Annotated in this window: 19 protein-coding genes, 1 tRNA gene and 8 pseudogenes; 16 read left to right on the top strand and 12 right to left on the bottom strand. The window is 54.6% G+C overall.

All coding sequences use genetic code 11. The annotated features are described in order from the left end of the window. Positions 1 to 11 precede the first annotated feature (11 nt). From SOPEG_RS15740 to SOPEG_RS15715, 5 genes and pseudogenes are all read right to left on the bottom strand, one after another. Complete coding sequence (locus tag SOPEG_RS15740) at positions 12 to 200, bottom strand: con-10 family general stress protein (RefSeq protein WP_025246059.1); 189 nt, start codon at positions 198 to 200, stop codon at positions 12 to 14. A gap of 262 nt (positions 201 to 462) precedes the next feature. After that, a pseudogene (istB, locus tag SOPEG_RS15735) lies at positions 463 to 1,212 on the bottom strand (IS21-like element ISSoEn3 family helper ATPase IstB). An 11-nt stretch (positions 1,213 to 1,223) separates the two neighbouring features. Next, positions 1,224 to 2,774 carry an IS21-like element ISSoEn3 family transposase gene (gene istA, locus SOPEG_RS15725; RefSeq protein WP_025246058.1) on the bottom strand — a complete coding sequence of 517 codons (1,551 nt, stop codon included), beginning with the start codon at positions 2,772 to 2,774 and terminating at the stop codon, positions 1,224 to 1,226. Positions 2,775 to 3,389: 615 nt separating this feature from the next. Continuing rightward, positions 3,390 to 3,566, bottom strand: coding sequence for a hypothetical protein (locus tag SOPEG_RS28360; RefSeq protein ID WP_158382430.1), 177 nt, complete (start codon positions 3,564 to 3,566; stop codon positions 3,390 to 3,392). Between the two features lie 521 nt (positions 3,567 to 4,087). Further along, on the bottom strand, positions 4,088 to 4,360 hold the full coding sequence (locus SOPEG_RS15715) for a hypothetical protein (RefSeq protein ID WP_025246057.1): 273 nt from the start codon (positions 4,358 to 4,360) through the stop codon (positions 4,088 to 4,090). A gap of 309 nt (positions 4,361 to 4,669) precedes the next feature. Here SOPEG_RS15715 and SOPEG_RS15710 point away from each other — a divergent pair, with 309 nt between their 5' ends. The 3 genes and pseudogenes from SOPEG_RS15710 to SOPEG_RS25060 all read left to right on the top strand — a co-directional run bounded on the left by SOPEG_RS15710 (position 4,670) and on the right by SOPEG_RS25060 (position 7,778). Beyond that, entirely contained in the window at positions 4,670 to 5,593 is a 924-nt protein-coding gene (locus SOPEG_RS15710) for an IS5-like element ISSoEn1 family transposase (protein WP_025243865.1), read from the top strand. A 251-nt stretch (positions 5,594 to 5,844) separates the two neighbouring features. Then, on the top strand, positions 5,845 to 6,768 hold the full coding sequence (locus tag SOPEG_RS15705; protein WP_025243834.1) for an IS5-like element ISSoEn1 family transposase: 924 nt from the start codon (positions 5,845 to 5,847) through the stop codon (positions 6,766 to 6,768). Between the two features lie 80 nt (positions 6,769 to 6,848). Next, positions 6,849 to 7,778 (top strand): annotated as a pseudogene (locus SOPEG_RS25060) (IS5 family transposase). A 47-nt stretch (positions 7,779 to 7,825) separates the two neighbouring features. Here SOPEG_RS25060 and SOPEG_RS25055 read toward each other — a convergent pair. Then, positions 7,826 to 8,011 (bottom strand): annotated as a pseudogene (locus SOPEG_RS25055) (transposase); the annotation flags it as partial. A 73-nt stretch (positions 8,012 to 8,084) separates the two neighbouring features. Between SOPEG_RS25055 and SOPEG_RS15690 the strand changes: the two are divergent. Then, positions 8,085 to 9,293 (top strand): IS256 family transposase, encoded by a 1,209-nt coding sequence (locus SOPEG_RS15690; RefSeq protein ID WP_025246056.1) that lies wholly within the window; start codon positions 8,085 to 8,087, stop codon positions 9,291 to 9,293. 35 nt (positions 9,294 to 9,328) lie between these two features. Here the strand turns inward: SOPEG_RS15690 and SOPEG_RS15685 are convergent. The 6 genes and pseudogenes from SOPEG_RS15685 to SOPEG_RS15665 all read right to left on the bottom strand — a co-directional run. Continuing rightward, positions 9,329 to 10,231 (bottom strand): annotated as a pseudogene (locus SOPEG_RS15685) (IS256 family transposase); the annotation flags it as partial. After that, a complete protein-coding gene (locus SOPEG_RS15680) occupies positions 10,228 to 11,439 on the bottom strand; it encodes an IS256-like element ISSoEn2 family transposase (protein ID WP_025246054.1) in 1,212 nt (403 codons plus the stop codon). The pseudogene SOPEG_RS15685 and the gene SOPEG_RS15680, both read right to left, overlap by 4 nt. Positions 11,440 to 11,924: 485 nt before the next feature. Continuing rightward, on the bottom strand, positions 11,925 to 12,116 hold the full coding sequence (locus SOPEG_RS23190) for a phage integrase central domain-containing protein (RefSeq protein ID WP_051419806.1): 192 nt from the start codon (positions 12,114 to 12,116) through the stop codon (positions 11,925 to 11,927). A gap of 17 nt (positions 12,117 to 12,133) precedes the next feature. Continuing rightward, positions 12,134 to 12,286, bottom strand: coding sequence for an integrase arm-type DNA-binding domain-containing protein (locus tag SOPEG_RS30955; RefSeq protein WP_417903451.1), 153 nt, complete (start codon positions 12,284 to 12,286; stop codon positions 12,134 to 12,136). A gap of 315 nt (positions 12,287 to 12,601) precedes the next feature. Beyond that, positions 12,602 to 12,676 (bottom strand) — tRNA-Arg (locus SOPEG_RS15670). A gap of 217 nt (positions 12,677 to 12,893) precedes the next feature. Continuing rightward, on the bottom strand, positions 12,894 to 13,868 hold the full coding sequence (locus tag SOPEG_RS15665; RefSeq protein ID WP_025246052.1) for a formate/nitrite transporter family protein: 975 nt from the start codon (positions 13,866 to 13,868) through the stop codon (positions 12,894 to 12,896). Positions 13,869 to 14,150: 282 nt separating this feature from the next. Here SOPEG_RS15665 and ccmA point away from each other — a divergent pair, with 282 nt between their 5' ends. The 12 genes and pseudogenes from ccmA to sixA form a co-directional block, all read left to right on the top strand. Further along, complete coding sequence (gene ccmA / locus SOPEG_RS15660; RefSeq protein WP_025246051.1) at positions 14,151 to 14,789, top strand: cytochrome c biogenesis heme-transporting ATPase CcmA; 639 nt, start codon at positions 14,151 to 14,153, stop codon at positions 14,787 to 14,789. Then, a pseudogene (gene ccmB, locus SOPEG_RS15655) lies at positions 14,777 to 15,426 on the top strand (heme exporter protein CcmB). Before ccmA ends, ccmB begins: the two are co-directional and overlap by 13 nt. A gap of 84 nt (positions 15,427 to 15,510) precedes the next feature. Next, entirely contained in the window at positions 15,511 to 16,227 is a 717-nt protein-coding gene (locus tag SOPEG_RS15650; protein WP_025246050.1) for a heme ABC transporter permease, read from the top strand. Beyond that, complete coding sequence (gene ccmD, locus SOPEG_RS15645; RefSeq protein WP_025246049.1) at positions 16,224 to 16,451, top strand: heme exporter protein CcmD; 228 nt, start codon at positions 16,224 to 16,226, stop codon at positions 16,449 to 16,451. Before SOPEG_RS15650 ends, ccmD begins: the two co-directional genes overlap by 4 nt. After that, positions 16,448 to 16,921 (top strand): cytochrome c maturation protein CcmE, encoded by a 474-nt coding sequence (gene ccmE / locus SOPEG_RS15640; RefSeq protein WP_025246048.1) that lies wholly within the window; start codon positions 16,448 to 16,450, stop codon positions 16,919 to 16,921. Before ccmD ends, ccmE begins: the two co-directional genes overlap by 4 nt. Further along, a pseudogene (locus SOPEG_RS15635) lies at positions 16,918 to 18,888 on the top strand (heme lyase CcmF/NrfE family subunit). Before ccmE ends, SOPEG_RS15635 begins: the two are co-directional and overlap by 4 nt. Beyond that, complete coding sequence (locus SOPEG_RS15630) at positions 18,885 to 19,439, top strand: DsbE family thiol:disulfide interchange protein (protein ID WP_025246047.1); 555 nt, start codon at positions 18,885 to 18,887, stop codon at positions 19,437 to 19,439. The pseudogene SOPEG_RS15635 and the gene SOPEG_RS15630 overlap by 4 nt, the downstream one beginning before the upstream one ends. Continuing rightward, positions 19,439 to 19,906, top strand: coding sequence for a cytochrome c-type biogenesis protein (locus tag SOPEG_RS15625; protein WP_025246046.1), 468 nt, complete (start codon positions 19,439 to 19,441; stop codon positions 19,904 to 19,906). Before SOPEG_RS15630 ends, SOPEG_RS15625 begins: the two co-directional genes overlap by 1 nt. Continuing rightward, positions 19,903 to 21,077 (top strand): annotated as a pseudogene (gene ccmI, locus SOPEG_RS15620) (c-type cytochrome biogenesis protein CcmI). Before SOPEG_RS15625 ends, ccmI begins: the two are co-directional and overlap by 4 nt. A 33-nt stretch (positions 21,078 to 21,110) precedes the next feature. Next, the gene (mlaA, locus tag SOPEG_RS15615; RefSeq protein WP_025246045.1) at positions 21,111 to 21,869 is read left to right on the top strand and encodes a phospholipid-binding lipoprotein MlaA; all 759 of its coding nucleotides are present in this window, start codon (positions 21,111 to 21,113) and stop codon (positions 21,867 to 21,869) included. Between the two features lie 361 nt (positions 21,870 to 22,230). Then, on the top strand, positions 22,231 to 22,527 hold the full coding sequence (locus tag SOPEG_RS15610) for a YfcZ/YiiS family protein (protein WP_081743028.1): 297 nt from the start codon (positions 22,231 to 22,233) through the stop codon (positions 22,525 to 22,527). Positions 22,528 to 22,903: 376 nt separating this feature from the next. Next, positions 22,904 to 23,371 (top strand): annotated as a pseudogene (gene sixA / locus SOPEG_RS15605) (phosphohistidine phosphatase SixA); the annotation flags it as partial. Positions 23,372 to 24,136: the final 765 nt, after the last annotated feature.

The following is a 24,136-nucleotide window of genomic DNA, read 5'->3' as shown; positions in this document are numbered from 1 at the left end:
ATAGGGCGATATTAGGCATTACGCCCTACGCTGTGGCTGTGTTGCCCGCTTTTTTTACCCGCTTCAGATGCCTTTTGTGGATCATTTTTAAAATTCCCGCCGCTGGAGCTGCTGCTGCTTTGTCCACCTTTACGACCGGCTTCGGATGCTTTCTGTTTATCTTCCGCGAAGTTGCCTGAACCGCCACGATGTTCTGCCATGGTTAATCTCCAACTTATAATAAGAAAATCAAGAATTCATCGTATCCCAAAAAATTGCTGATAATAGTCGTTTTTTTGGATTCATATTGATGTGGTAATAAATCACTCAACATCAATGTTATTAATAGTAGTTAGGGGTAGGTGCAGATTCCGACGTATCCGATCAGCTGTTCCGGCGACATCCGATCAGTTATTCCGATATTTTCCGATCACCCATTCCAGTGATATTCGATCACGTGTTCGCTCATCTTCTGACTCGGGTTTAGTCTATTTTTCCTGTGCTGGCTACTCCTTGCTCTTTGCGTAGTGATTCGCCTTTTTAAGTTCCAGTCTATAGCTGGGGTGTACTGACCGATCGAGTAACGCGTCAGCTGTCGTGGGGTTTTCTATCAGTCCATACCATTTTTCACCGGCAGTTGACTGATCAGGATGCTGCTGCTTTTGTCGTAGCGATCTTCCATCACCTCCAACAACATCGTTGCCTGCATCGGACTTATTGATTCTAGGCCCACATCGTCCAAGATCAGTAACTCTATTTTTTCTAACTGCTTAAGCTGTTTTAGATAGGTCCCGTCTACCTGACACTGGTGAAGATGGGCCAGCAACCGACCCACTCGCCAGTAACGCACGCTATATTGCTGCCGGCATGCCTGCTCACTAAGCGCACAACTGAGCCAGGTTTTGCCCGTACCTGTCGGCCCCGTGATGAGTATGCTTTTCTGATATTTCAGATATTGTCCCCCTAGCAGATCTCGCATCTGTTCCAGTGTCACTCCTCGGCTAGGGATATAGCGGATATCTTCCGGTTTTGCCTGCAAGCGCATTTGCAATTGCCGTCGAAGATGGCATATGTGGTTGTTTTTTTATGCAAATTTTCCGCTTCTACCATCAGCGACAACCGCTCCTCGAACCCCAGCTCCCCATAACTCCCCGGGAGTTCGCGTTGCGTCTCCAACGCCTGGACCATTGCCGACAACTTCAGCTCTCGCAGAGCCATTAACAGTGTATCCATATTTATTCTCCTTAGTGATAACTGTCCGGACCTCGGAGGTTTTCGTGAACCAGCATTGATACGCCGGCTCCGTCCTGGGTGACCTCACTTTCACGACCGTGTTTCAATACGTTGGCTATGAAAGAGCGGTTAATGCACCCTTTCTCCAACGCCAGCGTGCAGGCCTTCTTCAGTAGCGTCGTCTCATAGCGCCGTTGCAGATTGAGTAGCCCCAGCACGGAGCGGTAAGCCTGCTCCGGATGGGCTTTGCTCTTTTGGATGGACTCGACCACTTTCAGTGTGCACACACCCACCGACAGCGCCCAACTGCACAGCCTTTCCGGCGTCCACTGACTCTGCCCCTTATGGTTAGCTGGCATGTGCGCCGCCTGAGTCGTGTGCCTATAGGCGTTATCGCTGCGAGGGTGCGTAGCCACGCAGACGCCCTTATGGTGGATTTGCACCAGCCGTTGGGTGGCGATGACGTCAACGCGCTCGCCAACCAGCGGATGCGGCACCGAGTACCAGTTTTTGCCGTAGTCTATGTGGTAATCAGGTCCCACTCGGGCAACGAGATACTCACTGTATTCCCATTGTGTGGGCGGTAGAGGCCCAAGAGCCGGTTTGTCCAGCTGCTCGAAGCGTTCAAGGCGACTTTGTCCGCCGTAATGACGCATCGGGCGCAGATTCAACTCATGATTGAGTTCTCGTATCACCTGGTTGAGTTCGGCCAGCGAGTAGAACCTACGTTTACGCAACCGGGCCAAAACCCAGCGTTCTACCAGCTGCACAGTTGATTCTGCCTTCGCCTTGTCTTTCGGTTTTCTCGGGCGCGCCGGTAGCACCACTGTCTCATAGTGATTTGCCAGCGCCTGGTAGCTCTGGTTTATGACCGGCTCATAGCGGTCAGGGGTGCTGACAGCGCTGCGCAGATTATCAGGTATCATCAGCTCCGGAACCCCACCCATGAAGTGCAGACAGCGGCTATTGGCGTTGAGCCACGATGCCATGTCCTGGCCTTCGCAGGCTTCGATATACGCATAGCCTGACACGCCCATGGCAGCGACGAAGATAGCGACCTGGCGTACGCTACTGGTCGCAGGGTTGACGATAGGTACGGTGGGGCCACAGAAGTCGATGAAGAGCTTTTCGCCAGCCTTGTGCTCCATGCGCATAGAACGCCGCTGCTTCTTTTTCCAGTCACGGAACAGTGCACAAAACTGGGAGTAACCGAGGGCATCACCGCCCACGGCGGACTGATATTCCATCCAGAGCAGCTGCTTGGTCATGCCCTTGCGGCTTAACTCGGTATCGATATCAAGCCAGCTGGGTAAGGTATTGATAACTTTTCCGGATTTGCCGGGATAGAGCAGGCGGTCGAGGTCGACGGGGGACAGTTCCGCCGGCAATGGCCAGACCAGGTTAGCTACCGTGAATCGGCCGAGGATATCGTGCACGGTAGTACAGCCTATGCCGAGCGCTGCTGCGATAGTGCTATTCGAGCGACGCTGCTCGAATTTCATACGTAAGACATTAATATAGATGCACATTTCCGTTCTCGCTTTCTTTTTTTTACGTGCCATGCCATGCCCCCGGAAGCTAAAAGTCTCCAGAGTATGGCGGAACAGAAGATGAGCGATCGGACAGAATCGGAATCGCTGATCGGGCGACCGGAATCAGTGATCGGATGAAATCAGAATTAGTGATCGGGTGAAATCGGAATCAGTGATCGGATGTGACCGGAACCAGCAGTAGGTAGGTTAGAAAATTCATGAAGTGCCTTTAAGAATAATCCCACTATGCATAGTAACCGTTTGATTTTAGAGTAAAATTAGAGATCATGAATTGTTTAGCGTAATCAGATAATTAAAAACGTAGAATTTGATTAATAAATTTTAATAAAACATAACGTTTATTGAGCGAAATAAAAGACGTTAACAAAGGGAGTAAAATGTTCCTCTGAAAAACAGCGGGTTAAAGGCAAGGGAAGGCGCGCTACTCATATTTCAAAGTGTTTCACGCGCAAAAAATTTATGGGTAAAAAGGCGGGTATTTAACGGCAGGATGCGTAGCCGCGATGGATTATCACGGCAAAAGTAGGGCTGCAAAATAGAGCTACTGACGTCAATGAGGCCTGCGGCCGAAGGTTTTATGGATCCTTTGGCTTACGGCCTAAGCTAAAGCACGCGTATCGACCTTTAATCATGACATTGATTAGTGAACACATCGCGGCCATGGGGACAAACATCGCCGGCGTTGGGTAAATTGAACAGGATCCCCCCCATGCCGCTGCAGCCCGTCAATAATAGAACGGTGAGTAGCAGCCAATATGCTTTCATCGGATCTCCTGTCGCCATCGTTTCCAGGAGCAGCATAACATGCGACGCTGGCCATTATGCTACTTTCATCGTCATTGTATCTCAACGGGACGCAGGGTTATTTGCTACAGATACCGTTTTTACCCGGTGTGAGGATATTTACCACCTCCCAAGCGGGGTAGAGGCTAATGGCTGAGCAAGAATCTGCATGGCACGGCGGTGAGATAAACGCGCAAGCGTCAAAATAAATTGTTACGCTGTGAAAAGACTGCCCGATGATGCCGGGCAAAGGCCGTGCATAATTCCCAGGATGGAAGAGATGACTCAATTTGCTATCTTACCCGCAACCCGGAAGGACGACTCTCAGGTATTTCACCTATTTTCGGGCCTAGCGCATAACCGTGATGTTATCGTTACGGTTTTTCAGCGCTCGCTAGCTGACCGACCTGCCTACATTGCTGCTTTTGGTGTTCGATTAATGATGCGACCAGCGGATCAACGAAAGCTACAGGGATCGGTGCATAAACAATCAAGAGATGACCGGAAAACGTCAGTTAACATCTTCACAGTAACCTGAATTAAACCTCGCGGCCGTCCGTGGCGTCATCGTCGCCGCAGAATTGATAAGACTCAAAAAAGGGATCGCTCCCATGGGGGCCAAAAAAGCCTATTGCACTGAGTTCATCGAAATTCATTGCCAGGGTGCCATTATCAAACAATAGGCTGGTTTGCCCTGTAGCCCGCAGTATTTTCACGAACGCTTTAGCCGTCACGCAATTTTTTTTTAATTCCTTGAGAGCCGCGCTCAGCAGCCGTTCTTTGTAGACTTTCGCGTAAATAATCTTTGGCATAGTACCTCCTGTTGCGATGAATAAGGAGTGTACGATCCGTGCAGGGATAGCGGCTTGCAGAATCCGCCGGCGTTCGCGCGTAATAACTTTTTTAACGAGATGCGACGCGTTATATATCGCGCCAAAGCGAGAAAGTCGCACGGCGGCTCACCGAGCAGGCGCTAACATCGCTTTAGCGGCGCGGTTGTCCGCGCCGGCCGTGAACATCCACTTTAGGCGCGGGTAGTCTGGTGAGGCTTTGTTGAATAAATCGAACTTTTAGGTGACTGGCGGCTCTGATCACTACATTCGTTTCAACATCAGGTCCCCATGGCAAAGCAAAAGTTTAAAATTACCAACTGGCCCGCATATAACAATGCGCTCAGGCAGCGGGGGGACCTGACAGTATGGCTTGATGAGTCAGCCATTGCTGCATGGACTGAGAGTACACCACCTGAACATCGTGGCCGGCCGCTTCACTACACCGATATGGCCATTACCACGGTTCTGATGATAAAGCGCGTGTTTAACCTTTCGCTCCGGGCGTTACAGGGTTTCGTTGACTCGATTTTTAAACTGATGGGGCTGTCGCTGCGCTGCCCAGATTACTCTCTGGTCAGCCGGCGAGCAAAAACCGTCGACATCAGCATAAAAACGCCAACCCGCGGCGAAATCTCACACCTGGTCATCGATGGCACCGGCCTGAAAGTCTTCGGCGAAGGCGAATGGAAAGTCAGGCAGCATGGGGCTGAGAGGCGCAGAGTATGGCGCAAGCTTCATCTGGCAGTAGATAGCGTGACACATGAAATTATCTGTGCCGATTTATCGCTAAGCGGTACGACAGATGCGCAGGCGCTGCCCGGGCTGATTAACCAAACCCACCGGAAAATCAGGGAAGCGTCGGCTGACAGTGCTTACGATACGCGTTACTGTCATGATGCTCTGCTGAGGAAAAAAATAAAGCCGCTTATCCCACCGCGAAGTGGTGCGCAATATTGGCCAGCTCGATACCATGAGCGTAATCATGCGGTGGCAAATCAGCATCTGAGCGGCAATAACGATACCTGGAAAAAGAAAGTAGGTTATCACCGGCGTTCACTGGCTGAAACGGCCATGTTCCGGTTTAAAACACTTCTGGGTGGTCATCTGAGTCTGCATGACTATGACGCGCAGGTAGGTGAGGCAATGGCAATGGTTAAAGCACTCAACCGGATCACACTGTTAGGAATGCCAAACAGCGTCCGCATCATGTAACAATCGCCCTGATAGGAAGGAAGTCGTCACAAATTTCGGATTTATTCAACAAAGCGGTCTGGTGACGCAAGCAGCAAAAACGCAACCCTCGTCCGCGCTGGTTTTGGCAGGCGAGGGGCTTTGTTGAATAAATCGGACTTTTAGGTGACTGGCGGCTCTGATCACTACATTCGTTTGGCTTTGTTGAATAAATCGAACTTTTAGGTGACTGGCGGCTCTGATCACTACATTCGTTTCAACATCAGGTCCCCATGGCAAAGCAAAAGTTTAAAATCACCAACTGGCCCGCATATAACAATGCGCTCAGGCAGCGGGGGGACCTGACAGTATGGCTTGATGAGTCAGCCATTGCTGCATGGACTGAGAGTACACCACCTGAACATCGTGGCCGGCCGCTTCACTACACCGATATGGCCATTACCACGGTTCTGATGATAAAGCGCGTGTTTAACCTTTCGCTCCGGGCGTTACAGGGTTTCGTTGACTCGATTTTTAAACTGATGGGGCTGTCGCTGCGCTGCCCAGATTACTCTCTGGTCAGCCGGCGAGCAAAAACCGTCGACATCAGCATAAAAACGCCAACCCGCGGCGAAATCTCACACCTGGTCATCGATGGCACCGGCCTGAAAATCTTCGGCGAAGGCGAATGGAAAGTCAGGCAGCATGGGGCTGAGAGGCGCAGAGTATGGCGCAAGCTTCATCTGGCAGTAGATAGCGCGACACATGAAATTATCTGTGCCGATTTATCGCTAAGCGGTACGACAGATGCGCAGGCGCTGCCCGGGCTGATTAACCAAACCCACCGGAAAATCAGGGAAGCGTCGGCTGACAGTGCTTACGATACGCGTTACTGTCATGATGCTCTGCTGAGGAAAAAAATAAAGCCGCTTATCCCACCGCGAAGTGGTGCGCAATATTGGCCAGCTCGATACCATGAGCGTAACCATGCGGTGGCAAATCAGCATCTGAGCGGCAATAACGATACCTGGAAAAAGAAAGTAGGTTATCACCGGCGTTCACTGGCTGAAACGGCCATGTTCCGGTTTAAAATACTTCTGGGTGGTCATCTGAGTCTGCATGACTATGACGCGCAGGTAGGTGAGGCTATGGCAATGGTCAAAGCGCTTAACCGGATCACGTTGTTAGGAATGCCAAACAGCGTCCGCATCATGTAACAATCGCCCTGATAGGGAGGAAGTCGTCACAAATTTCGGATTTATTCAACAAAGCGCATTCGTTTCAACATCAGGTCCCCATGGCAAAGCAAAAGTTTAAAATTACCAACTGGCCCGCATATAACAATGCGCTCAGGCAGCGGGGGGACCTGACAGTATGGCTTGATGAGTCAGCCATTGCTGGATGGACTGAGAGTACACCACCTGAACATCGTGGCCGGCCGCTTCACTACACCGATATGGCCATTACCACGGTTCTGGTGATAAAGCGCGTGTTTAACCTTTCGCTCCGGGCGTTACAGGGTTTCGTTGACTCGATTTTTAAACTGATGGGGCTGTCGCTGCGCTGCCCAGATTACTCTCTGGTCAGCCGGCGAGCAAAAACCGTCGACATCAGCATAAAAACGCCAACCCGCGGCGAAATCTCACACCTGGTCATCGATGGCACCGGCCTGAAAGTCTTCGGCGAAGGCGAATGGAAAGTCAGGCAGCATGGGGCTGAGAGGCGCAAAGTATGGCGCAAGCTTCATCTGGCAGTAGATAGCGTGACACATGAAATTATCTGTGCCGATTTATCGCTAAGCGGTACGACAGATGCGCAGGCGCTGCCCGGGCTGATTAACTAAACCCACCGGAAAATCAGGGAAGCGTCGGCTGACAGTGCTTACGATACGCGTTACTGTCATGATGCTCTGCTGAGGAAAAAAATAAAGCCGCTTATCCCACCGCGAAGTGGTGCGCAATATTGGCCAGCTCGATACCATGAGCGTAACCATGCGGTGGCAAATCAGCATCTGAGCGGCAATAACGATACCTGGAAAAAGAAAGTAGGTTATCACCGGCGTTCACTGGCTGAAACGGCCATGTTCCGGTTTAAAACACTTCTGGGTGGTCATCTGAGTCTGCATGACTATGACGCGCAGGTAGGTGAGGCAATGGCAATGGCAATGGTTAAAGCACTTAACCGGATCACACTGTTAGGAATGCCAAACAGCGTCCGCATCATGTAACAATCGCCCTGATAGGAAGGAAGTCGTCACAAATTTCGGATTTATTCAACAAAGCGAACCGAGTCGTCAGTCGGGAACACTTTGCGTTTTTTAATAGCCGCGCGGATAACGCTGTTCAGCGACTCGATGGCATTCGTGGTGTAAATTGCTTTGCGAATATCAGTTGGGTAACCGAAAAACGTATTGAGGTTTTCCCAGTGCGTACGCCAGCTTTTGCTGATTTGCGGATATTTGGAGCCTGTTTAGAAATTTGTGTATTTGCCTGATTTTGATATGTTCAATCCAACATCAAAAACAGGTTAATTTATGGACGAAAAACAGTTGCAGGCTCTGGCTAACGAACTGGCCAAAAATCTCACCCCTGAAGATCTCAGTCACTTCGATCGGCTGCTGAAAAAAATCAGCGTCGAAGCAGCTCTCAATGCCGAAATGACCCATCACCTCGGCTACGATAAAAATCAGCCTAAACCGGGGACCAACGCCCGCAACGGCTATTCCACAAAAACCGTTACCACTGGCGATGGCCCGCTGGCGCTGCGTACTCCGCGCGATCGTGACGGTTCCTTTGAACCGCAACTGGTGAAGAAGAACCAGACCCGGATTACCGGGATGGATAACCAGATTTTATCGTTGTACGCCAAAGGGATGACCACCCGCGAGATCGCCGCCGCGTTCAAAGAGCTGTATGACGCCGATGTCTCGCCGGCGCTGGTCTCAAAGGTCACCGATGCGGTCATGGAGCAGGTTGTCGAATGGCAAAACCGGCCTCTGGATGCAGTCTATCCCATTGTTTATCTTGACTGTATCGTTCTAAAAGTCCGGCAGAACAGCCGCATCATCAACAAATCTGTGTTCCTGGCGCTGGGCATCAACATCGAAGGCCAGAAAGAGTTGCTAGGTATGTGGCTGGCCGAAAATGAAGGTGCAAAGTTCTGGCTGAACGTGCTGACAGAGCTGAAAAACCGCGGCCTGAATGATATCCTTATCGCCTGTGTAGACGGGCTGAAAGGTTTCCCTGACGCTATTAACGCGGTGTATCCGGAGGCGCGGCTCCAGCTGTGTATCGTGCATATGGTGCGCAACAGCCTGCAATACGTTGCCTGGAAGGACTACAAGGCCGTCACCCGCGACCTGAAAGCTATTATTTATCAGGCCCCTACGGAAGAAGCCGGCTTGCAGGCGCTGGAAGCGTTCTCCAGTGCCTGGGACGTCCGCTACCCGCAAATAAGTCGAAGCTGGCAGGCAAACTGGGCCAATCTGGCCACGTTCTTTGCCTACCCAACGGACATCCGCAAGGTGATCTACACGGCCAACGCCATCGAGTCGTTAAACAGCATGATCCGGCATGCCATCAAAAAGCGCAAGGTGTTCCCGACCGACGACGCAGTGAAAAAAGTGGTGTGGCTGGCGATACAGGCGGCCTCACAGAAATGGACAATGCCTTTGAGGGACTGGCGCATGGCAATGAGCCGCTTTATTATCGAGTCCGGTGACCGCCTGGACGGTCACTTCTGAGAAAAGGCATTTACACAGAATCGTGTACAGGGTCGATATTTGTCGTCCCATGCTCCCGCAAACGCATCCAGCGCTGCCTCTTCGGTCGGGGCCTGATAAACCGTTTTCAGTCCGCTGGTGGCGGCTTTGTAGTCCTTCCAGGCAACGTATTGCAGGCTGTTGCGTACCATATGGATGATGCACAGCTGGATATGCGTCTGTGGATAGACGCTGTTTATCGCATCCGGGAAGCCCTTAAGGCCGTCAACACAGGCAATCAGGATATCCTGAAGCCCCCGATTTTTAAGCTCAGTCAGTACGCTCAGCCAGAACTTTGCGCCTTCGTTTTCGGCCAGCCACATACCCAGTAACTCTTTCTGGCCTTCGGTGTTGATCCCCAGCGCCAGGAAAACGGCTTTGTTTATTACGCTGCCATTATGACGGACTTTCACGACAATGCAATCCATATAAACAATGGGATACAGCGCATCCAGCTGCCGGTTTTGCCACTCAGTGACCTGCTCTTTGACGGCGTCGGTGACCTTAGATATCAGTGTGGGTGACACATCGGCGTCGTACATCTCTTTGGAGGTGGCGACGATTTCGCGCGTGGTCATGCCTTTGGCGTACAGGGATAAAATCTGGCTGTCCATTTGCGTGATGCGCGTCTGGTTCTTCTTAATCAACTGAGGTTCGAAGGTGTTTTCACGGTCACGCGGCGTGTTTAATTCTATCTCATCGTCATCGCACAACAGTGTTTTTGACGAGTAGCCATTGCGGGTGTTTGAGCCTGTTTTGGGCGCATTTTTCTCATGCCCGAGGTGGTCAGTCAGCTCCGCATTGAGGGCTGTTTCGACGGTTAATTTCGTCAGCATACGGGAAAAGTGATTAAGATAGGCTTCGGTTTTAAGACCTTTAGCCGACCCTGTACACGATTCTGTGTAAATGCCTTTTCTCAGAAGTGACCGTCCAGGCGGTCACCGAACTCGATAATAAAGCGGCTCATTGCCATGCGCCAGTCCCTCAAAGGCATTGTCCATTTCTGTGAGGCCGCCTGTATCGCCAGCCACACCACCTTTTTCACTGCGTCGTCGGTCGGGAACACCTTGCGCTTTTTGATGGCATGCCGGATCATGCTGTTTAACGACTCGATGGCGTTGGTCGTGTAGATCACCTTGCGGATGTCCGTTGGGTAGGCAAAGAACGTGGCCAGATTGGCCCAGTTTGCCTGCCAGCTTCGACTTATTTGCGGGTAGCGGATGTCCCAGGCACTGGAGAACGCTTCCAGCGCCTGCAAGCCGGCTTCTTCCGTAGGGGCCTGATAAATAATAGCTTTCAGGTCGCGGGTGACGGCCTTGTAGTCCTTCCAGGAGACGAACCGCAGGCTGTTGCGCACCATATGCACGATACACAGCTGGAGCCGCGCCTCCGGATACACCGCGTTAATAGCGTCAGGGAAACCTTTCAGCCCGTCTACGCAGGCGATAAGGATATCGTTCAAGCCGCGGTTTTTCAGCTCTGTCAGCACGTTCAGCCAGAACTTTGCGCCTTCATTTTCGGCCAGCCACATACCTAGCAACTCTTTCTGGCCTTCGATGTTGATGCCCAGCGCCAGGAACACAGATTTGTTGATGATGCGGCTGTCCTGCCGGACTTTTAGAACGATACAGTCAAGATAAACAATGGGATAGACTGCATCCATAGGCCGGTTTTGCCATTCAACAACCTGCTCCATGACCGCATCGGTGACCTTTGAGACCAGCGCCGGCGAGACATCGGCGTCATACAGCTCTTTGAACGCGGCGGCGATCTCGAGGGTGGTCATCCCTTTGGCGTACAACGATAAAATCTGGTTATCCATCCCGGTAATCCGGGTCTGGTTCTTCTTCACCAGTTGCGGTTCAAAGGAACCGTCACGATCGCGCGGAGTACGCAGCGCCAGCGGGCCATCGCCAGTGGTAACGGTTTTTGTGGAATAGCCGTTGCGGGCGTTGGTCCCCGGTTTAGGCTGATTTTTATCGTAGCCGAGGTGATGGGTCATTTCGGCATTGAGAGCTGCTTCGACGCTGATCTTTTTCAGCAGTCGATCGAAGTGACTGAGATCTTCAGGGGTTTTGAGATTTTTGGCCAGTTCATTAGCCAGAGCCTGCAACTGTTTTTCGTCCATAAATTAACCTGTTTTTGATGTTAGATTGAACATATCAAAATCAGGCAAATACACAAATTTCTAAACAGGCTCCTTTAGCCAGTTCTGCCGCAAGGGCCCTGAGTTTCTTGTCGTCCATAATTTGCTTGTCTCCGTTGTTGGAGTGAACATATCAAAAACAGGCAATTACACAATTTTAATTACAGTCTCGTTTTATTATCAAGTTCGGTGACCGCCTGAGCGATCACCTTTAATACGATGGCAGTTACACAGAATTACTGACAGTCTCCAAGCCTGACGAGGACATCCTTGCTGTACCCCGACAAGGCCCGATTGAATACCTCCACTTCTGACACTCTCAAAAATGGATCGTGAGCGCTTTTTGGCGTATCCATAGCAATAGATAAATCTGGGGCAAGATTATACACCGCCCGACCCGTAACGGTTGCGTACATAGACACCTCTGTGCCACGCCTTCCAGCCTTTTTGCCTTGTTACATGACTCCTCAAACTTTAAATTTCATTAGCACCTCCAGCACCTCCAGCACCTCCAGCACCTCCAGAGACTTTATCTCTGGTATTTGCAGTGCGCCAATATAAGGGAAAATATCGGCCTCGAACATGTACCTAAGTTCAATGGCATACTTCTCAGACCCGGTGTTCATTTTCCCCGCATTCCACTCTCTGGCCACAACCATAAAGGTATTGTTCACGTTTATGATCGACTCCGCGCGTCGTGCCTTTTGTCCTCACTGGGATCGTTCCCCATCGAGAGCAGCTCCCGGGCCTTGTCCCTTTTACCCCTTACATCAGCCGAAGAAACTGCAAGATATAGGCCAAACATCATTAGTTTTTCTTTTCCATTGATGTGATATCAGCCACCACGACTCATTTCCTTAGGGAGAAATGTGTAGAAAAAGGCCGACGGCATCAGTGATTTTACAGGCTTTTCTTTAGGGTTTTAGCGTCTCGACTTGGCGTGCTGTCAGCGGCATTTTGCGGGTACCTTGAGGAGACGATTTTACGATACCCCCAAGGATACGATACCCTACATGAATGTTGATTAAGGTTATTCCAATTTAAGTAAGTTTAGTTAGAACATAGTGAGTTTAATTAGAACATAGAGAGCTGACCGGCTGGCGACGAAAAAGTCTAGATAGGTATAGTTGGGTTTAGGTCAGAATGGTGTCCCCGACAGGAATCGAACCTGTAACTAGCCCTTAGGAGGGGCTTGTTATATCCGTTTAACTACGGAGACACGTCAAGCGGCGGCCAGTATAGCCTATCTGGCCCCGGAAATAAGCACCCGGCGGCGCGTTTGCTCAATTCCTGGTCAAAGCGCGGCGTTACCCGCCTCATGGCGAGAAACCCGTAAGCGTGCGGCGGTATCCACGCCCGCTGGCGCGGGGAAAACCGCGACTCAAGCCTTGGGCGTCACGCGAGGGGCCTGCCGCGGCACCGAGGGGTTCCGGGGGCTAATCTTGCTTGGCGGAGGCTGTTTTATTGCCGCTGGCGGCGGATGTCCGCCGGTGATGGCTCAAGTCGTTGCGTATTTGGGCGTGGCTTATCAACGCGAAAATAAATGTACCACCAACGATATTGCCCGCCAGCGTGGGCAGCGCGAACGGATAGAAAAATTGCCACCACGGGATATTGCCATTGAAGACCAGATACAGGATTTCGACCGATCCCACCACGATATGGGTCAAATTGCCGATGCCCATTAAGTAGGTCATCAGGATAATGATGAGTAACTTATTGTGTTTTGCCGAGGGCATCATCCAGACCAGCGATGCGATGATCCAGCCGGAGATAATGGCGTTGCAAAACATCTCCCCTGGGGTGTTGGCCATCACCTTTTGGGAGAGCGTGACAAAAGCCGCGCGCGTAGCGCTGTCAAACACCGGCAGGTGGATAAAGGCGAAAGCCATCAACGCCGTGCCAATCAGGTTGCCTACCAGCACCACGCCCCAAAGCCGCATCAGAATAGCAAAATTATGGCGGGTCGGTTTGTGCATAAACGGCAGCACGGCGGTCAAGGTGTTCTCCGTGAACAGCTGCTGGCGCGCCATAATAACAATCACAAAACCAATGGTGTAGCCCAGATTTTCGACAAAAAAACCGATTGCGCCTTCAGGGAGCCGCGCGTGAAAAATGCCTTTTGCCATTAGCGAGGCGCCCATCGACAGGCCGGCCTCCAGGGCGGACCACCCTAATGCCAGACTGTCACGTTCCAGCTCTTTCTCTCCTTCCTGGCGGATCTCTTCATGTACCGCGGCGGCGGGGGAAGGGAGGTTCTCCTCCTCCACCTCAATATCGGTTCCTTCTTCATTCTCCTGGCTTTCGACTTCATGGTCTTTGCTGCCGGCGTGGGAAAGCTCGTCGTCCCGACGCGGGCTATTGTCATTTTGCTGAAGGACCACAGGGTTTTTTTCGTGTTTCTGGTGCATAGATTGGTCTCTTTAGCAGCGGCGAGGATAGCAAACCTCATAAGCGTAGCGGCTAGGGCGCAATCAGTCGCGTACGTGCGGCGAGGGCGTCGAAAAAAATATGTCCCGCTATAATTTGGGGTTAATGAGTAACAAAATTTTAACGTTACTGGTTTTTCATGTGTTTTATTGATCTAATACAGGCTTTCGGTAATAGGCCGGCGGTAGCGTCGGCGACGGCCTTTTTCCTGTGGCGCTCCGTGTTATGATGCGGGCCATTGTTAATAAAGAGTTTAATTTCTGATGCTGGCAATCCACAATCTGGCCTGTGTCCGCGATGATCGCCCCTTATTTAGCGGATTGAACGATGAGATTGGTCCCGGTCATTGGGTGCAAATAGAGGGCGCGAACGGTGCCGGCAAAACGTCACTGCTGCGGATCCTGGCCGGTCTGGCGCCGCTGGATGACGGCGAGATCCGCTGGCGCCAGCGCCCGCTGCGTCAGTGTCGGAGCGACTATTATCGCGAGCTGCTTTATATCGGCCATCAGGCGGGCATTAAGGCCGCCCTGACGCCGTGGGAAAATCTGCTATTTTATCAAGGCATCAATGGAGCGCGACATGACGCCGACATCGGGCGGGCGCTTGAGCAGGTTGGGTTGTTGGGATATGAAGATGTGCGCGCGGCGGGGTTGTCGGCGGGGCAGCAGCGGCGTATCGCCTTGGCTAGGCTGTGGTTGACGCCGGCGACGCTTTGGATCCTGGATGAGCCGCTCACGGCGCTCGACCTTCAGGGAGCCAAGGCGTTGACCAGGCAGTTTGAGCAGCATTGCGCCACGGGCGGCATGGTGATTCTGACCACCCATCAACCGTTGCCGCTCTCGGCGAGCCGGGTGCGTAAGATTGCGTTGGACACGGCGGAGACGGCGTCATGTTCTGGTTAGTGTTGCGCCGTGAGCTGCGGCTGGCGTGGCGCCATGGCAATGAGCTGGCGAATCCGCTGTGGTTCTTTCTTATTGTCATTACGCTATTTCCTTTGGGAATTGGGCCGGAGCCGGTGTTGCTCAAACGTATCGCGCCGGGCGTCATTTGGGTGGCGGCGCTATTGGCCTGCCTGCTCTCCCTTGAACGGTTGTTCCGCGATGATGCGCAGGACGGCTCGCTGGATCAATTGCTGTTATTGCCGGCGCCGTTGCCGCTTACGGTACTGGGTAAAGTCTGTGCCCATTGGCTGGTCACCGGCCTGCCTCTGTTGTTGATGTCTCCGCTGGCGGCGCTGTTGTTGTCGCTTGATCTGGCTACCTGGCGCTGTTGCTGCTCTTGGGGACACCGACGCTGAGTTTGCTCGGCGCGATAGGGGTGGCGTTAACGCTGGGCGCGCGCCGCGGCGGTATGTTGCTCAGTTTACTGCTGCTGCTGCTGTTTATCCCGGTGCTGATTTTTGCGACCGCCGCCGTGGACAATGCCGCGTCAGGGTTGCCCGTGGACGGCTATCTGGCGGTGCTGGGCGCGTTGCTTGCCGGCAGCGTAACCCTGGCGCCGTTCGCTACCGCCGCGGCGTTGCGGTTCGGCGCGCCGTGATGGCCGGCGGACCTTGCAAGTCACCTTGTTATGCCGATACCCCGGACAAGGGGTTTGCCTTGTTAATTGTGAGCAATAACTATCATGTGGAAAGTGCTTCATCAGTGGGCCAAACCGGAACGGCTATACCAAATTTGCGGGTGGTGTCTGCCCGGGCTTGCCCTTGCCGCGGCTATCACGTTGCTGCTTGGCTGGGTCTGGGGCTTTGGCTTTGCGCCGCCAGATTATCAGCAGGGTGACAGCGTGCGTATTATGTATTTGCACGTGCCGGCCGCGATGGGATCGATGGGCATATATGTCGCTATGGCGATAGCCGCCTTTATCGGTCTGGTATGGCAAATGAAAATGGCTGATTTGGCGGTGGCGGCGATGGGGGCGGTGTTTACCTTTATCGCGCTGGTAACGGGATCCGCCTGGGGCAAACCCATGTGGGGCGCCTGGTGGGTATGGGATGCGCGCCTTACCTCGGAGTTGGTGCTGCTGTTTTTGTATTTGGGCGTGATGGCGTTGTATCACGCCTTCGACGATCGCCGTATCGCCGGCATCCTGATCCTGGTCGGGGTCGTCAATATTCCCATCATTCATTTTTCGGTGCAGTGGTGGAATACCCTGCATCAGGGCTCCACCGACATGCAGCAAACCATTGATCCCAGCATGCGTACGCCGCTGCGTTGGGCCATTGTCGGTTATCTGTTGCTGTTCATTACCGTGACGCTGATGCGTTTACGCACGCTGATTTTATTCCAGGAGCGTAAACGTCCTTGGGCTATCGCGCTGGCGCATAAGGAGCGTAGGCGATGAACGCGGCATTTTCTTCCTGGCCGGCCTTTCTGGTGATGGGCGGCTACGCCTTTTACGTTTGGCTAGCGGTCGCCGTCACGCTGCTATCGCTGGCGGCGTTGCTGGGACATACCCTCGTGGCGCGCCTGCTGCGCGCCATTCGTCGGCAGCAGGCGCGCGCCGAACGGATGCGACAGGGCGCCCTGCGCGCTACGCCGGCGATCCCTCCGGAGAAAGTTCAGTGAACCCGCGTCGTAAAAGCCGTCTCTATCTGGCGATGGTGGTCGTTTTCGGGGCGGCGGTGACGCTGGCTCTTACGCTGTACGCGCGGCGCGCTAATATTGATCTGTTTTATACGCCAAGCGAAATTCTCGGCGGTAAAGGGGAAGATCACCAGTTACCTCACGTCGGCCAGCGCTTGCGCATCGGCGGTATGGTCATGCCCGGCAGCGTAAAACGCGATCCGCAAACCTTGCAGGTGACCTTCAAAATTTATGATGCCGCCGGCGCCGTTGCGGTCAGCTATGTCGGTATTTTGCCCGATCTATTTCGTGAAGGGCAGGGGGTAGTGGCGCAAGGCATCCTGGCGCCGGGGAATAGGGGGGAGGCCCGGGAAGTGCTGGCGAAACATGATGAAAAATATACCCCGCCGGAAGTGGCCAGCGCCATGTCCCCGGCCCGTCGACCGCCGGCGAAGAGCGGGGAGCAGCCATGATCCCGGAACTCGGCAATTTTCTCCTGTGCCTCGGCACCGGCCTGGCGCTGCTGCTAAGCATTTATCCCCTGTGGGGCGCCAACCGACAGGATGCGCGCATGATGGCGGTTGCGCGGCCTTTGACCTACGGCGTGTTTCTCTCCCTCGCCGGCGCCTTTGTCTGTCTGGTTCATGCGTTTATCGTTAACAATTTTACCGTCGCCTATGTGGTGAACAACTCGAACAGCAGCCTGCCCATTTACTACCGTATCGCCGCCACCTGGGGCGCGCATGAGGGTTCGCTACTGTTGTGGGTGCTATTGCTGAGCGTCTGGATGCTGGCGGTGGCGCGGTTTAGCCGCAACATGCCGGCGGAAGCCGTTGCGTGGGTGCTGGCGGTAATGGGGATGATCGCCTGCGGTTTTCTCGCCTTTTATTCTGCTGACTTCTAACCCGTTTCGCCGTACGCTGCCGGATTTTCCCATTGATGGGCACGATCTTAATCCCGTATTGCAGGACATCGGTCTGATTTTCCATCCGCCTTTACTCTATATGGGCTATGTGGGGTTTTCAGTGGCGTTTGCCTTTGCCATCGCGTCATTGATTGCCGGCCGTTTAGACACGGCCTGGGCGCGCTGGTCGCGCCCCTGGACGCTGGCGGCATGGATTTTCCTCACCATCGGCATCGTACTCGGCTCCGCCTGGGCCTATTATGAACTCGGCTAGGGCGGCTGGTGGTTTTGGGATCCGGTGGAGAATGCCTCATTGATGCCCTGGTTGACCGGTACCGCCCTGTTGCACTCGCTGGCGGTCACTGAAAAGCGCGGGACGTTTAAAGCCTGGACGGTACTGCTGGCCATCGCCGCCTTCTCTTTAATGCTTACTGGGGACGTTCCTGGTGCGATCCGGGGTGTTGGTCTCAGTGCATGCTTTCGCGTCGGACCCGGCGCGCGGGATGGTTATTCTGGCCTTTTTGGTGTTGGTCATCGGCGGTTCACTGCTGCTGTACGCCATTAAAGGGGGGCAGGTTCGCAGCCGCGCGCAAAATGACGTGTTTTCACGCGAGACCTTCTTGCTGGGCAATAATATTCTGCTGATGGCCGCCATGCTGGTGGTGCTGCTCGGCACGCTGCTGCCGCTGGTGCATAAAGAGCTGGGCATGGGCAGCATTTCTATCGGCGAACCCTTTTTCAACAGGTTGTTTACCTGGCTTATGGCGCCGATGGCGCTGCTGCTCGGGATTGGCCCGCTGGTTCGCTGGCGGCGCGATGAGGCGCGAAAGCTGCTTAAATGTCTGCTGCTGGCGATGGTTGCGACCCTGATATTGTCCATCCTGCTGCCTTGGGCGCTGGAGGACGATATCCGCGGTATGATGGTGGTGGGACTGATGATGTCGCTGTGGGTGATTATCCTGACGCTGCTGGAGCTGCACGAGCGCGCCACCCATCGGCACGGTTTCTGGCGCGGTCTCACGCATTTGACCCGCAGCCATTGGGGCATGGTGCACGGCCATCTGGGCGTGGCGGTGACGGTAATCGGCATCGCCTTCAGCCAGAATTACAGCGTGGAGCGCGATGTGCGCATGCGTCCCGGGCGACAGCGCGACTATCCGCGATTATCAGTTCATTTTCCGCCGGTTGGAGACGCTGCGCGGGCCGAATTATACCGGTGCCGCGGCGGTCATTGACGTCAGCCGCCGCGGTCGGCCGGAAGGGACGCTACAGGCAGAGAAACGTTTTTATACCGTCGCGCGCGCCGTGATGACCGAAGCGGCGATAAGCGGCGGCATCACCCGCGATCTGTATGCGGCGTTGGGCGAGGAGCTTGACGGCGGCGCCTGGGCCGTGCGCCTCTATTACAAGCCGTTCGTGCGCTGGATTTGGCTGGGCGGATTATTTATGGTCGCCGGCGGTATTTGCTGTTTGTTGGACCCGCGCTATCGGGCGGGTAAAAAGGCCCGTCTGACGGGAAGCGGGGCGCCCGTATGAGCCGCAAGCTGCTGTTTGTGCCTTTAGCGCTGTTTTTGCTGTTGTCGCTCGCTTTCACCGTGCAGTTGACGCGCAGCGCCCACGGCGACGATCCCACGCGCCTGGAGTCGGCGTTGATAGGAAAACCGTTACTGGCCATGACCCTGGCGTCTTTGGCAAACCCGAGTAAAACCTACGATCAAGCGCTGCTGCGCGACGGGCGACCCTGGCTGCTTAATGTCTGGGCCACCTGGTGTCCCACCTGTCGCGCCGAGCATCAATTCCTTAACGGCCTCGCCGCGCGGGGCGTGAGGATCCTCGGCATCAATTACAAAGACAGTCGCCCGCAGGCATTGGCCTGGCTGAACACGCTCGGCAACCCCTACACCCTGAACGTGATCGACGGCGACGGAATGCTTGGTTTGGATCTTGGGGTGTATGGCGCGCCAGAAACCTTTCTTATCGATGGGCAGGGGATTGTGCGCTATCGTTACGCCGGCGATATGAACGACCGGGTTTGGCGGCAGGAGGTTACGCCGCTCTATCGCCAGTATGGCGGGGGGAAAGAATGATGCGCGCAGCGATATTGGCGTTGTTGGGCGGCCTGCTGCTGAGCGCTTACGCTGCGGCGGCCGTTGATATTCATCAATTCAGCAGCGTGGCGCAAGAACAGCAGTACCGCGAGTTGATAGGCGAATTACGCTGTCCGAAATGCCAGAATACCAGCATCGCCGATTCAAATGCCGTCATCGCCGGCGATATGCGCGATAAAGTTTATCACTTGATGCTGCAAGGCCAGAGTAAGCAACAAATCATCGATTATATGGTGGCGCGCTACGGCCGTTTCGTCACCTATACGCCGCCGCTAAATCCGCTTACGCTCTTGCTGTGGCTGGTGCCGTTGCTGTTTGTGGCGGGAGGGGCGACGATAGTCATCGCTTCGACCGCCCGCCGCAAGCCCGCCATCAGCGCGCTGTCGTCGGCGCAACAGCAGCGTTTGGCGCGATTAATTCCGCCTGCCGATAGGGATGCGCCATGATAGCTTCCCTTCTTCTGGCCTGCGCGCTTTTCGTGCTACCGGCGCTGCGCTATCGCGGTGAAACCGAAACCGTTAGCCGTGATCAACTCAACAAGCGCTTCTATCAGCGCCGGCTCCACGAGCTGGCTCACGACGAGCGCGAGGGGGTGGTGAGCGAACGGGCGCGGCACATTGAGGATTTGCAGCGTGCGCTGCTAACGGATATTCCGGCGGCGCCGGCGCGGTCCCCGCTGCCGCGCTGGATGCTTATCTCGGGGGTGGTACTGCTGCTGGCGCTGGGGCTGTATGGCCTGACCGGCGGTGCGAGTCAGGTACTACGCTGGTGGCAGGCGGTTAACGAATTTCCGGCGCTGCGTGCGCGGGTCTTAACTACCCAAGGGCAACCGTTAAGTGCCGAGGCGCTTAGCCGTTTCGCCGTCGGTCTGCGCGCCGAGCTGCAGCAGCATCCGGCGGACAAGCAAAACTGGCTGATCCTCGGCCGTCTCGGCGTGGTGCTCAATAACGCCGATATGGCGACCCAGGCGTTCGCTAAGTCCTGGCGCCGGAGGATGATGCCATCGCGCTGGATTACGCCTCGGTGTTGACCCGTTTCGCTGATCCGGGGGACAACGGCGCGGGCAATCGGCTGCTGCGTGAGATTATCGCTAAACAACCGCATAACCTACAGGCGCTGGATTTACTGGCGCTGAATGAATATCAGCAAGACCATGATGCCCAAGCGATCGCGCTGTGGCGCGAGGTACTGGCGCGCCTGCCCGCCGCCGACCCCCGCGCTGACGCCCTCCGGCAGCATATCGAGCAGGTAAAGGCGCAAGGCGGGTTGGAGCAGGGCGCTTTGACGGTTGTCGTTACCCTATCGCCGGCCGCCGCGGCCGCGTTACCCCCCAGCGGGACGCTATTTATTTCCGTCAGCGATGGACAAAGTCCAATACCTGTAGCGGTAAAACCTTTGCCGATGAGTCGCTTTCCGTTATCGTTATCGCTCGACGATAGCAATGCCATGATCCCCGAACGTTTGCTTTCCGCCCAGCGGCAGGTAAAAGTACGGGTCCGACTGGCGCGCGACGGCACCGCACAACCGCAACGCGGTGACTGGTTCGGCGAAAGTACGAGGCAGCCATTTAACGGTAACGGCCGGGTAGCGGTTGAGATAGACCAGCAGCTTCCCTAGCGATGGCATAAGAAAATACAACGGAGTTTTATAATGAATTTCCGCCTGTCAGGTGTGGCGTTTGCCAGCGTCCTGCTTCTGGGGTGCGCTACTCATCAAAATCAGGACGACCAAGGCCGGTCGGATCCTCTGGAGGGTTTCAACCGCAGCATGTTTAATTTCAACTATAACGTGCTGGATCCCTACGTGGTGCGCCCGGCGGCGGTGGCCTGGCGGGATTATGTGCCGAAGCCGGCGCGTGACGGGTTGAGCAATTTTTTCACCAACCTGGAAGAGCCCGCCACCATGGTCAACTACTTTGTCGAGGGCAAGCCCTACAAAGCGATGGTGCATTTCAACCGCTTTTTCCTTAATACCCTGCTTGGCATGGGGGGCTTAATTGATGTGGCCTCTATGGCGAACCCAAAACTGGCCAAAGAGGAGCCTCGGCGCTTCGGCAGTACGCTGGGTCATTATGGCGTCGGTTACGGCCCGTATGTGCAGTTGCCCGGCTACGGCAGTTTCACGCCCCGTGAGGACGTCGGCGGGCTGGTGGATGATCTCTACCCGCTGTTGAGCTACCTAACCTGGTGGATGTCCGCCGGCAAATGGGCGTTGGAAGGCCTGGAAACCCGCGCCCAACTGCTGGATTCGGACGGCCTGCTGCGCAATTCGCAGGATCCTTACGCCATGGTACGCGCCGCCTATTTCCAGCGCCATGATTTCCTGGCCAGCGACGGCGTGTTGACGCCGCAGGAAAACCCGAACGCCGCCGCGATCCAAGGTGATCTTAACTCGATAGATGCCCAATAAACGGAGCTGCCCCCTGTGGTCGATGGGCTAACGCCCGGACGGCAGAGGGGACCGCGCGCCGGTCGGGGAGGGCGCGTGAGCGGGGGCAGGGGCGACTGACGGGGTGACGACCCGCCGGGGGCGGTGATGTTAGCGCCGTCGCACACGGTATGACGTTCCGTTTACGCTCTCGCTACATCGGTAACGCGCTGGAAATAGCGAGCGATTTCCGTTTACCTCGGGCGATAAAAACGCGTCTTTGACGGTCCTATTGTCCGCCGGATCGGCTGTTAACGCCGGCGCAAGGGGCGTATAATTATTCCCTATAATGAGTAAGATTGATGACTAGCGCCACCCCGGATCGCTCGGCAAGGAGAACACAATGGCTAATTCACTGAACAAATGCAGCGCAAATGAAACGGCAGCCTGCTGCTGTGTTGACGTTGGCACCATCATTGATAATGAAGATTGCAAGGTGAGCTTTAGCCGCGAGTTTGCGGTTCGCCAGCAGGCGGAATCGATGTTGGCCACGCTGACGGAAAAAGCCCGCGCGGTGGAATCCGATCCTTGCCAAATCGATGCCAGGATTGAACCGCAGGACGACGGTTTCGTGCTGGACGCGGATTTTACTTTTTGCTGTCAGGCGGAAACGCTGATTTTCCAACTGGGTCTGCGTTAACGCCATTGTCGACCCCCGCTGCTGAACCCTTACGGCGCGGCGGGGAACCGTTTTTGTTCCGTGTTGAGAATATTCCCACGGTGTTTATGCACCATTCGGCTAAAGTGTTGTCATAGCCTGATAGTCATCGTAAAGGCGCGGCGCGTTTTCACCCCGAAATCGCTGCTCGCTGCGAATGACCCTGCGCGTGATATTGACTCCCGGGGTGGAGTTGATGTAAAAAAAACAGCGTTTTGGTCAGATGAGACTGCTCATCTGGCACGGTCGTTATACCGCCACCGCGGGTGGATGGCGGCACGACCCGTGCGTCAGTGGCAGGCTGTGGGTTATTATCCAGCCGACCGGACGCGTTTTTCCCCAACAACAACGGTGCATTATGCAAGTTCTAATTATGCGGCATGGCGATGCTGTTTCCGAGGCCGCCAGCGATGCGGAAAGACCCCTGACCGATCGGGGCCGTGACGAATCCGGCCTGATGGCGCGCTGGCTTAGCGGCCAAGTGGCGGATATCGATCGGGTGTTGGTCAGTCCCTATTTGCGCGCTAGGCAGACGCTCGATACCCTGCAGGCATATCTGGTGTTGCCGGACGGACATGAAGTGTTGCCGGAGCTGACGCCGGGCGGGGATGCCGGACTGGTATGCTGCTATTTGCAGGCGCTGGCGAATGAAGGGCTGAACCGGGTGCTGGTCATCTCCCATTTGCCGTTGGTGGGATATCTGGTGGTGGATTTATGCCCCGAGGAGCAGCCGCCGATGTTCGCCACTTCCGCCGTGGCGGGCGTGGATCTGGACGCCGTCAGCGGCAGCGGCAAGCTGTGCTGGCAAGTAGGGCCAACGCAACTGCTAAGTAGGGCCAACGCAACTGCTGTCGAAAGTCTGAACAAAGGGCGTGCGGGCGCAGCGAAGGCTGTCCCTGAGAGCGGGGATTATGACCTTTTCCCCTGCTAGACGCGTTGCCGCGACGTTTTCGGACGCTGACGCCGCTAATCGACATTGCTGTCTCTAGGCTTACGTCTAACGGTTTTGCCGCGCCCTGCTTAGCGGCTTACCGCCCTGTCGCGCCGGTGAAAGACCGAGTGGCGTTTTGGCTGAGATAGTCGCTCTCTGCGGCCCTTATCTTCCCCGACGCGGGTTAACAGGCCCGCCGTCAGCGTGAGGATCGGCAAGTAGATGTCTTATCTAGGCGGGACGGCCCGCCCTTTTCTTACCGCTCACCGTGTTTGTGCGCCAGACTTGCCCCCGCCTGCCGGTGCGTCTTAGTTCATCTTTTAAGAAGCATTAACCCTCAAACAATCCCCCCCACAAAGCTCACCCCAAACGCGTTCCCGAGCAACCGTATTCGCTATAAAGCGCGGTTTGCGCGGTGAATCCGCGGGTGCCATAACCCCCCGTGGTCAGGGGGGGGCTGTCGGTACCGTCCGGTCTAGGAAGGAGGTGGGTGGTGCGACTCACTTGAACGAAACGATATATATACGTGTTCTCATTTACAACAGGAAAGTTAAATAAAAGTATGGAAATCATATTATTAACAATTATTAATGCAATAGTAAAGGTCGTGCAAATTTTGTGTGTATTTACAGATTAAATTAATTATAATGGTTTCTCATT

This window comes from Candidatus Sodalis pierantonius str. SOPE, assembly GCF_000517405.1.
In the GTDB taxonomy this organism is placed as follows: domain Bacteria; phylum Pseudomonadota; class Gammaproteobacteria; order Enterobacterales; family Enterobacteriaceae; genus Sodalis_C; species Sodalis_C pierantonii.
Note: the sequence above shows the minus strand (reverse complement) of the source record. Positions and strands in the feature narration are given on the sequence as shown.

Excerpts from the sequence above, each read along its gene's own strand:
- SOPEG_RS15665 (WP_025246052.1), bottom strand. The coding sequence starts at position 13,868 with ATGCACCAGAAACACGAAAAAAACCCTGTGGTCCTTCAGCAAAATGAC.
- SOPEG_RS15625 (WP_025246046.1), top strand. The coding sequence starts at position 19,439 with ATGCGCGCAGCGATATTGGCGTTGTTGGGCGGCCTGCTGCTGAGCGCT.
- SOPEG_RS15650 (WP_025246050.1), top strand. The coding sequence starts at position 15,511 with ATGTGGAAAGTGCTTCATCAGTGGGCCAAACCGGAACGGCTATACCAA.
- SOPEG_RS15740 (WP_025246059.1), bottom strand. The coding sequence starts at position 200 with ATGGCAGAACATCGTGGCGGTTCAGGCAACTTCGCGGAAGATAAACAG.
- SOPEG_RS15710 (WP_025243865.1), top strand. The coding sequence starts at position 4,670 with ATGGCAAAGCAAAAGTTTAAAATTACCAACTGGCCCGCATATAACAAT.
- SOPEG_RS15610 (WP_081743028.1), top strand. The coding sequence starts at position 22,231 with ATGGCTAATTCACTGAACAAATGCAGCGCAAATGAAACGGCAGCCTGC.
- SOPEG_RS15680 (WP_025246054.1), bottom strand. The coding sequence starts at position 11,439 with ATGGACGAAAAACAGTTGCAGGCTCTGGCTAATGAACTGGCCAAAAAT.
- SOPEG_RS23190 (WP_051419806.1), bottom strand. The coding sequence starts at position 12,116 with ATGGTTGTGGCCAGAGAGTGGAATGCGGGGAAAATGAACACCGGGTCT.
- SOPEG_RS15715 (WP_025246057.1), bottom strand. The coding sequence starts at position 4,360 with ATGCCAAAGATTATTTACGCGAAAGTCTACAAAGAACGGCTGCTGAGC.
- SOPEG_RS15690 (WP_025246056.1), top strand. The coding sequence starts at position 8,085 with ATGGACGAAAAACAGTTGCAGGCTCTGGCTAACGAACTGGCCAAAAAT.
- ccmD (WP_025246049.1), top strand. The coding sequence starts at position 16,224 with ATGAACGCGGCATTTTCTTCCTGGCCGGCCTTTCTGGTGATGGGCGGC.
- istA (WP_025246058.1), bottom strand. The coding sequence starts at position 2,774 with ATGGCACGTAAAAAAAAGAAAGCGAGAACGGAAATGTGCATCTATATT.
- ccmA (WP_025246051.1), top strand. The coding sequence starts at position 14,151 with ATGCTGGCAATCCACAATCTGGCCTGTGTCCGCGATGATCGCCCCTTA.
- SOPEG_RS15705 (WP_025243834.1), top strand. The coding sequence starts at position 5,845 with ATGGCAAAGCAAAAGTTTAAAATCACCAACTGGCCCGCATATAACAAT.
- SOPEG_RS15630 (WP_025246047.1), top strand. The coding sequence starts at position 18,885 with ATGAGCCGCAAGCTGCTGTTTGTGCCTTTAGCGCTGTTTTTGCTGTTG.
- mlaA (WP_025246045.1), top strand. The coding sequence starts at position 21,111 with ATGAATTTCCGCCTGTCAGGTGTGGCGTTTGCCAGCGTCCTGCTTCTG.
- SOPEG_RS28360 (WP_158382430.1), bottom strand. The coding sequence starts at position 3,566 with ATGCTGCTCCTGGAAACGATGGCGACAGGAGATCCGATGAAAGCATAT.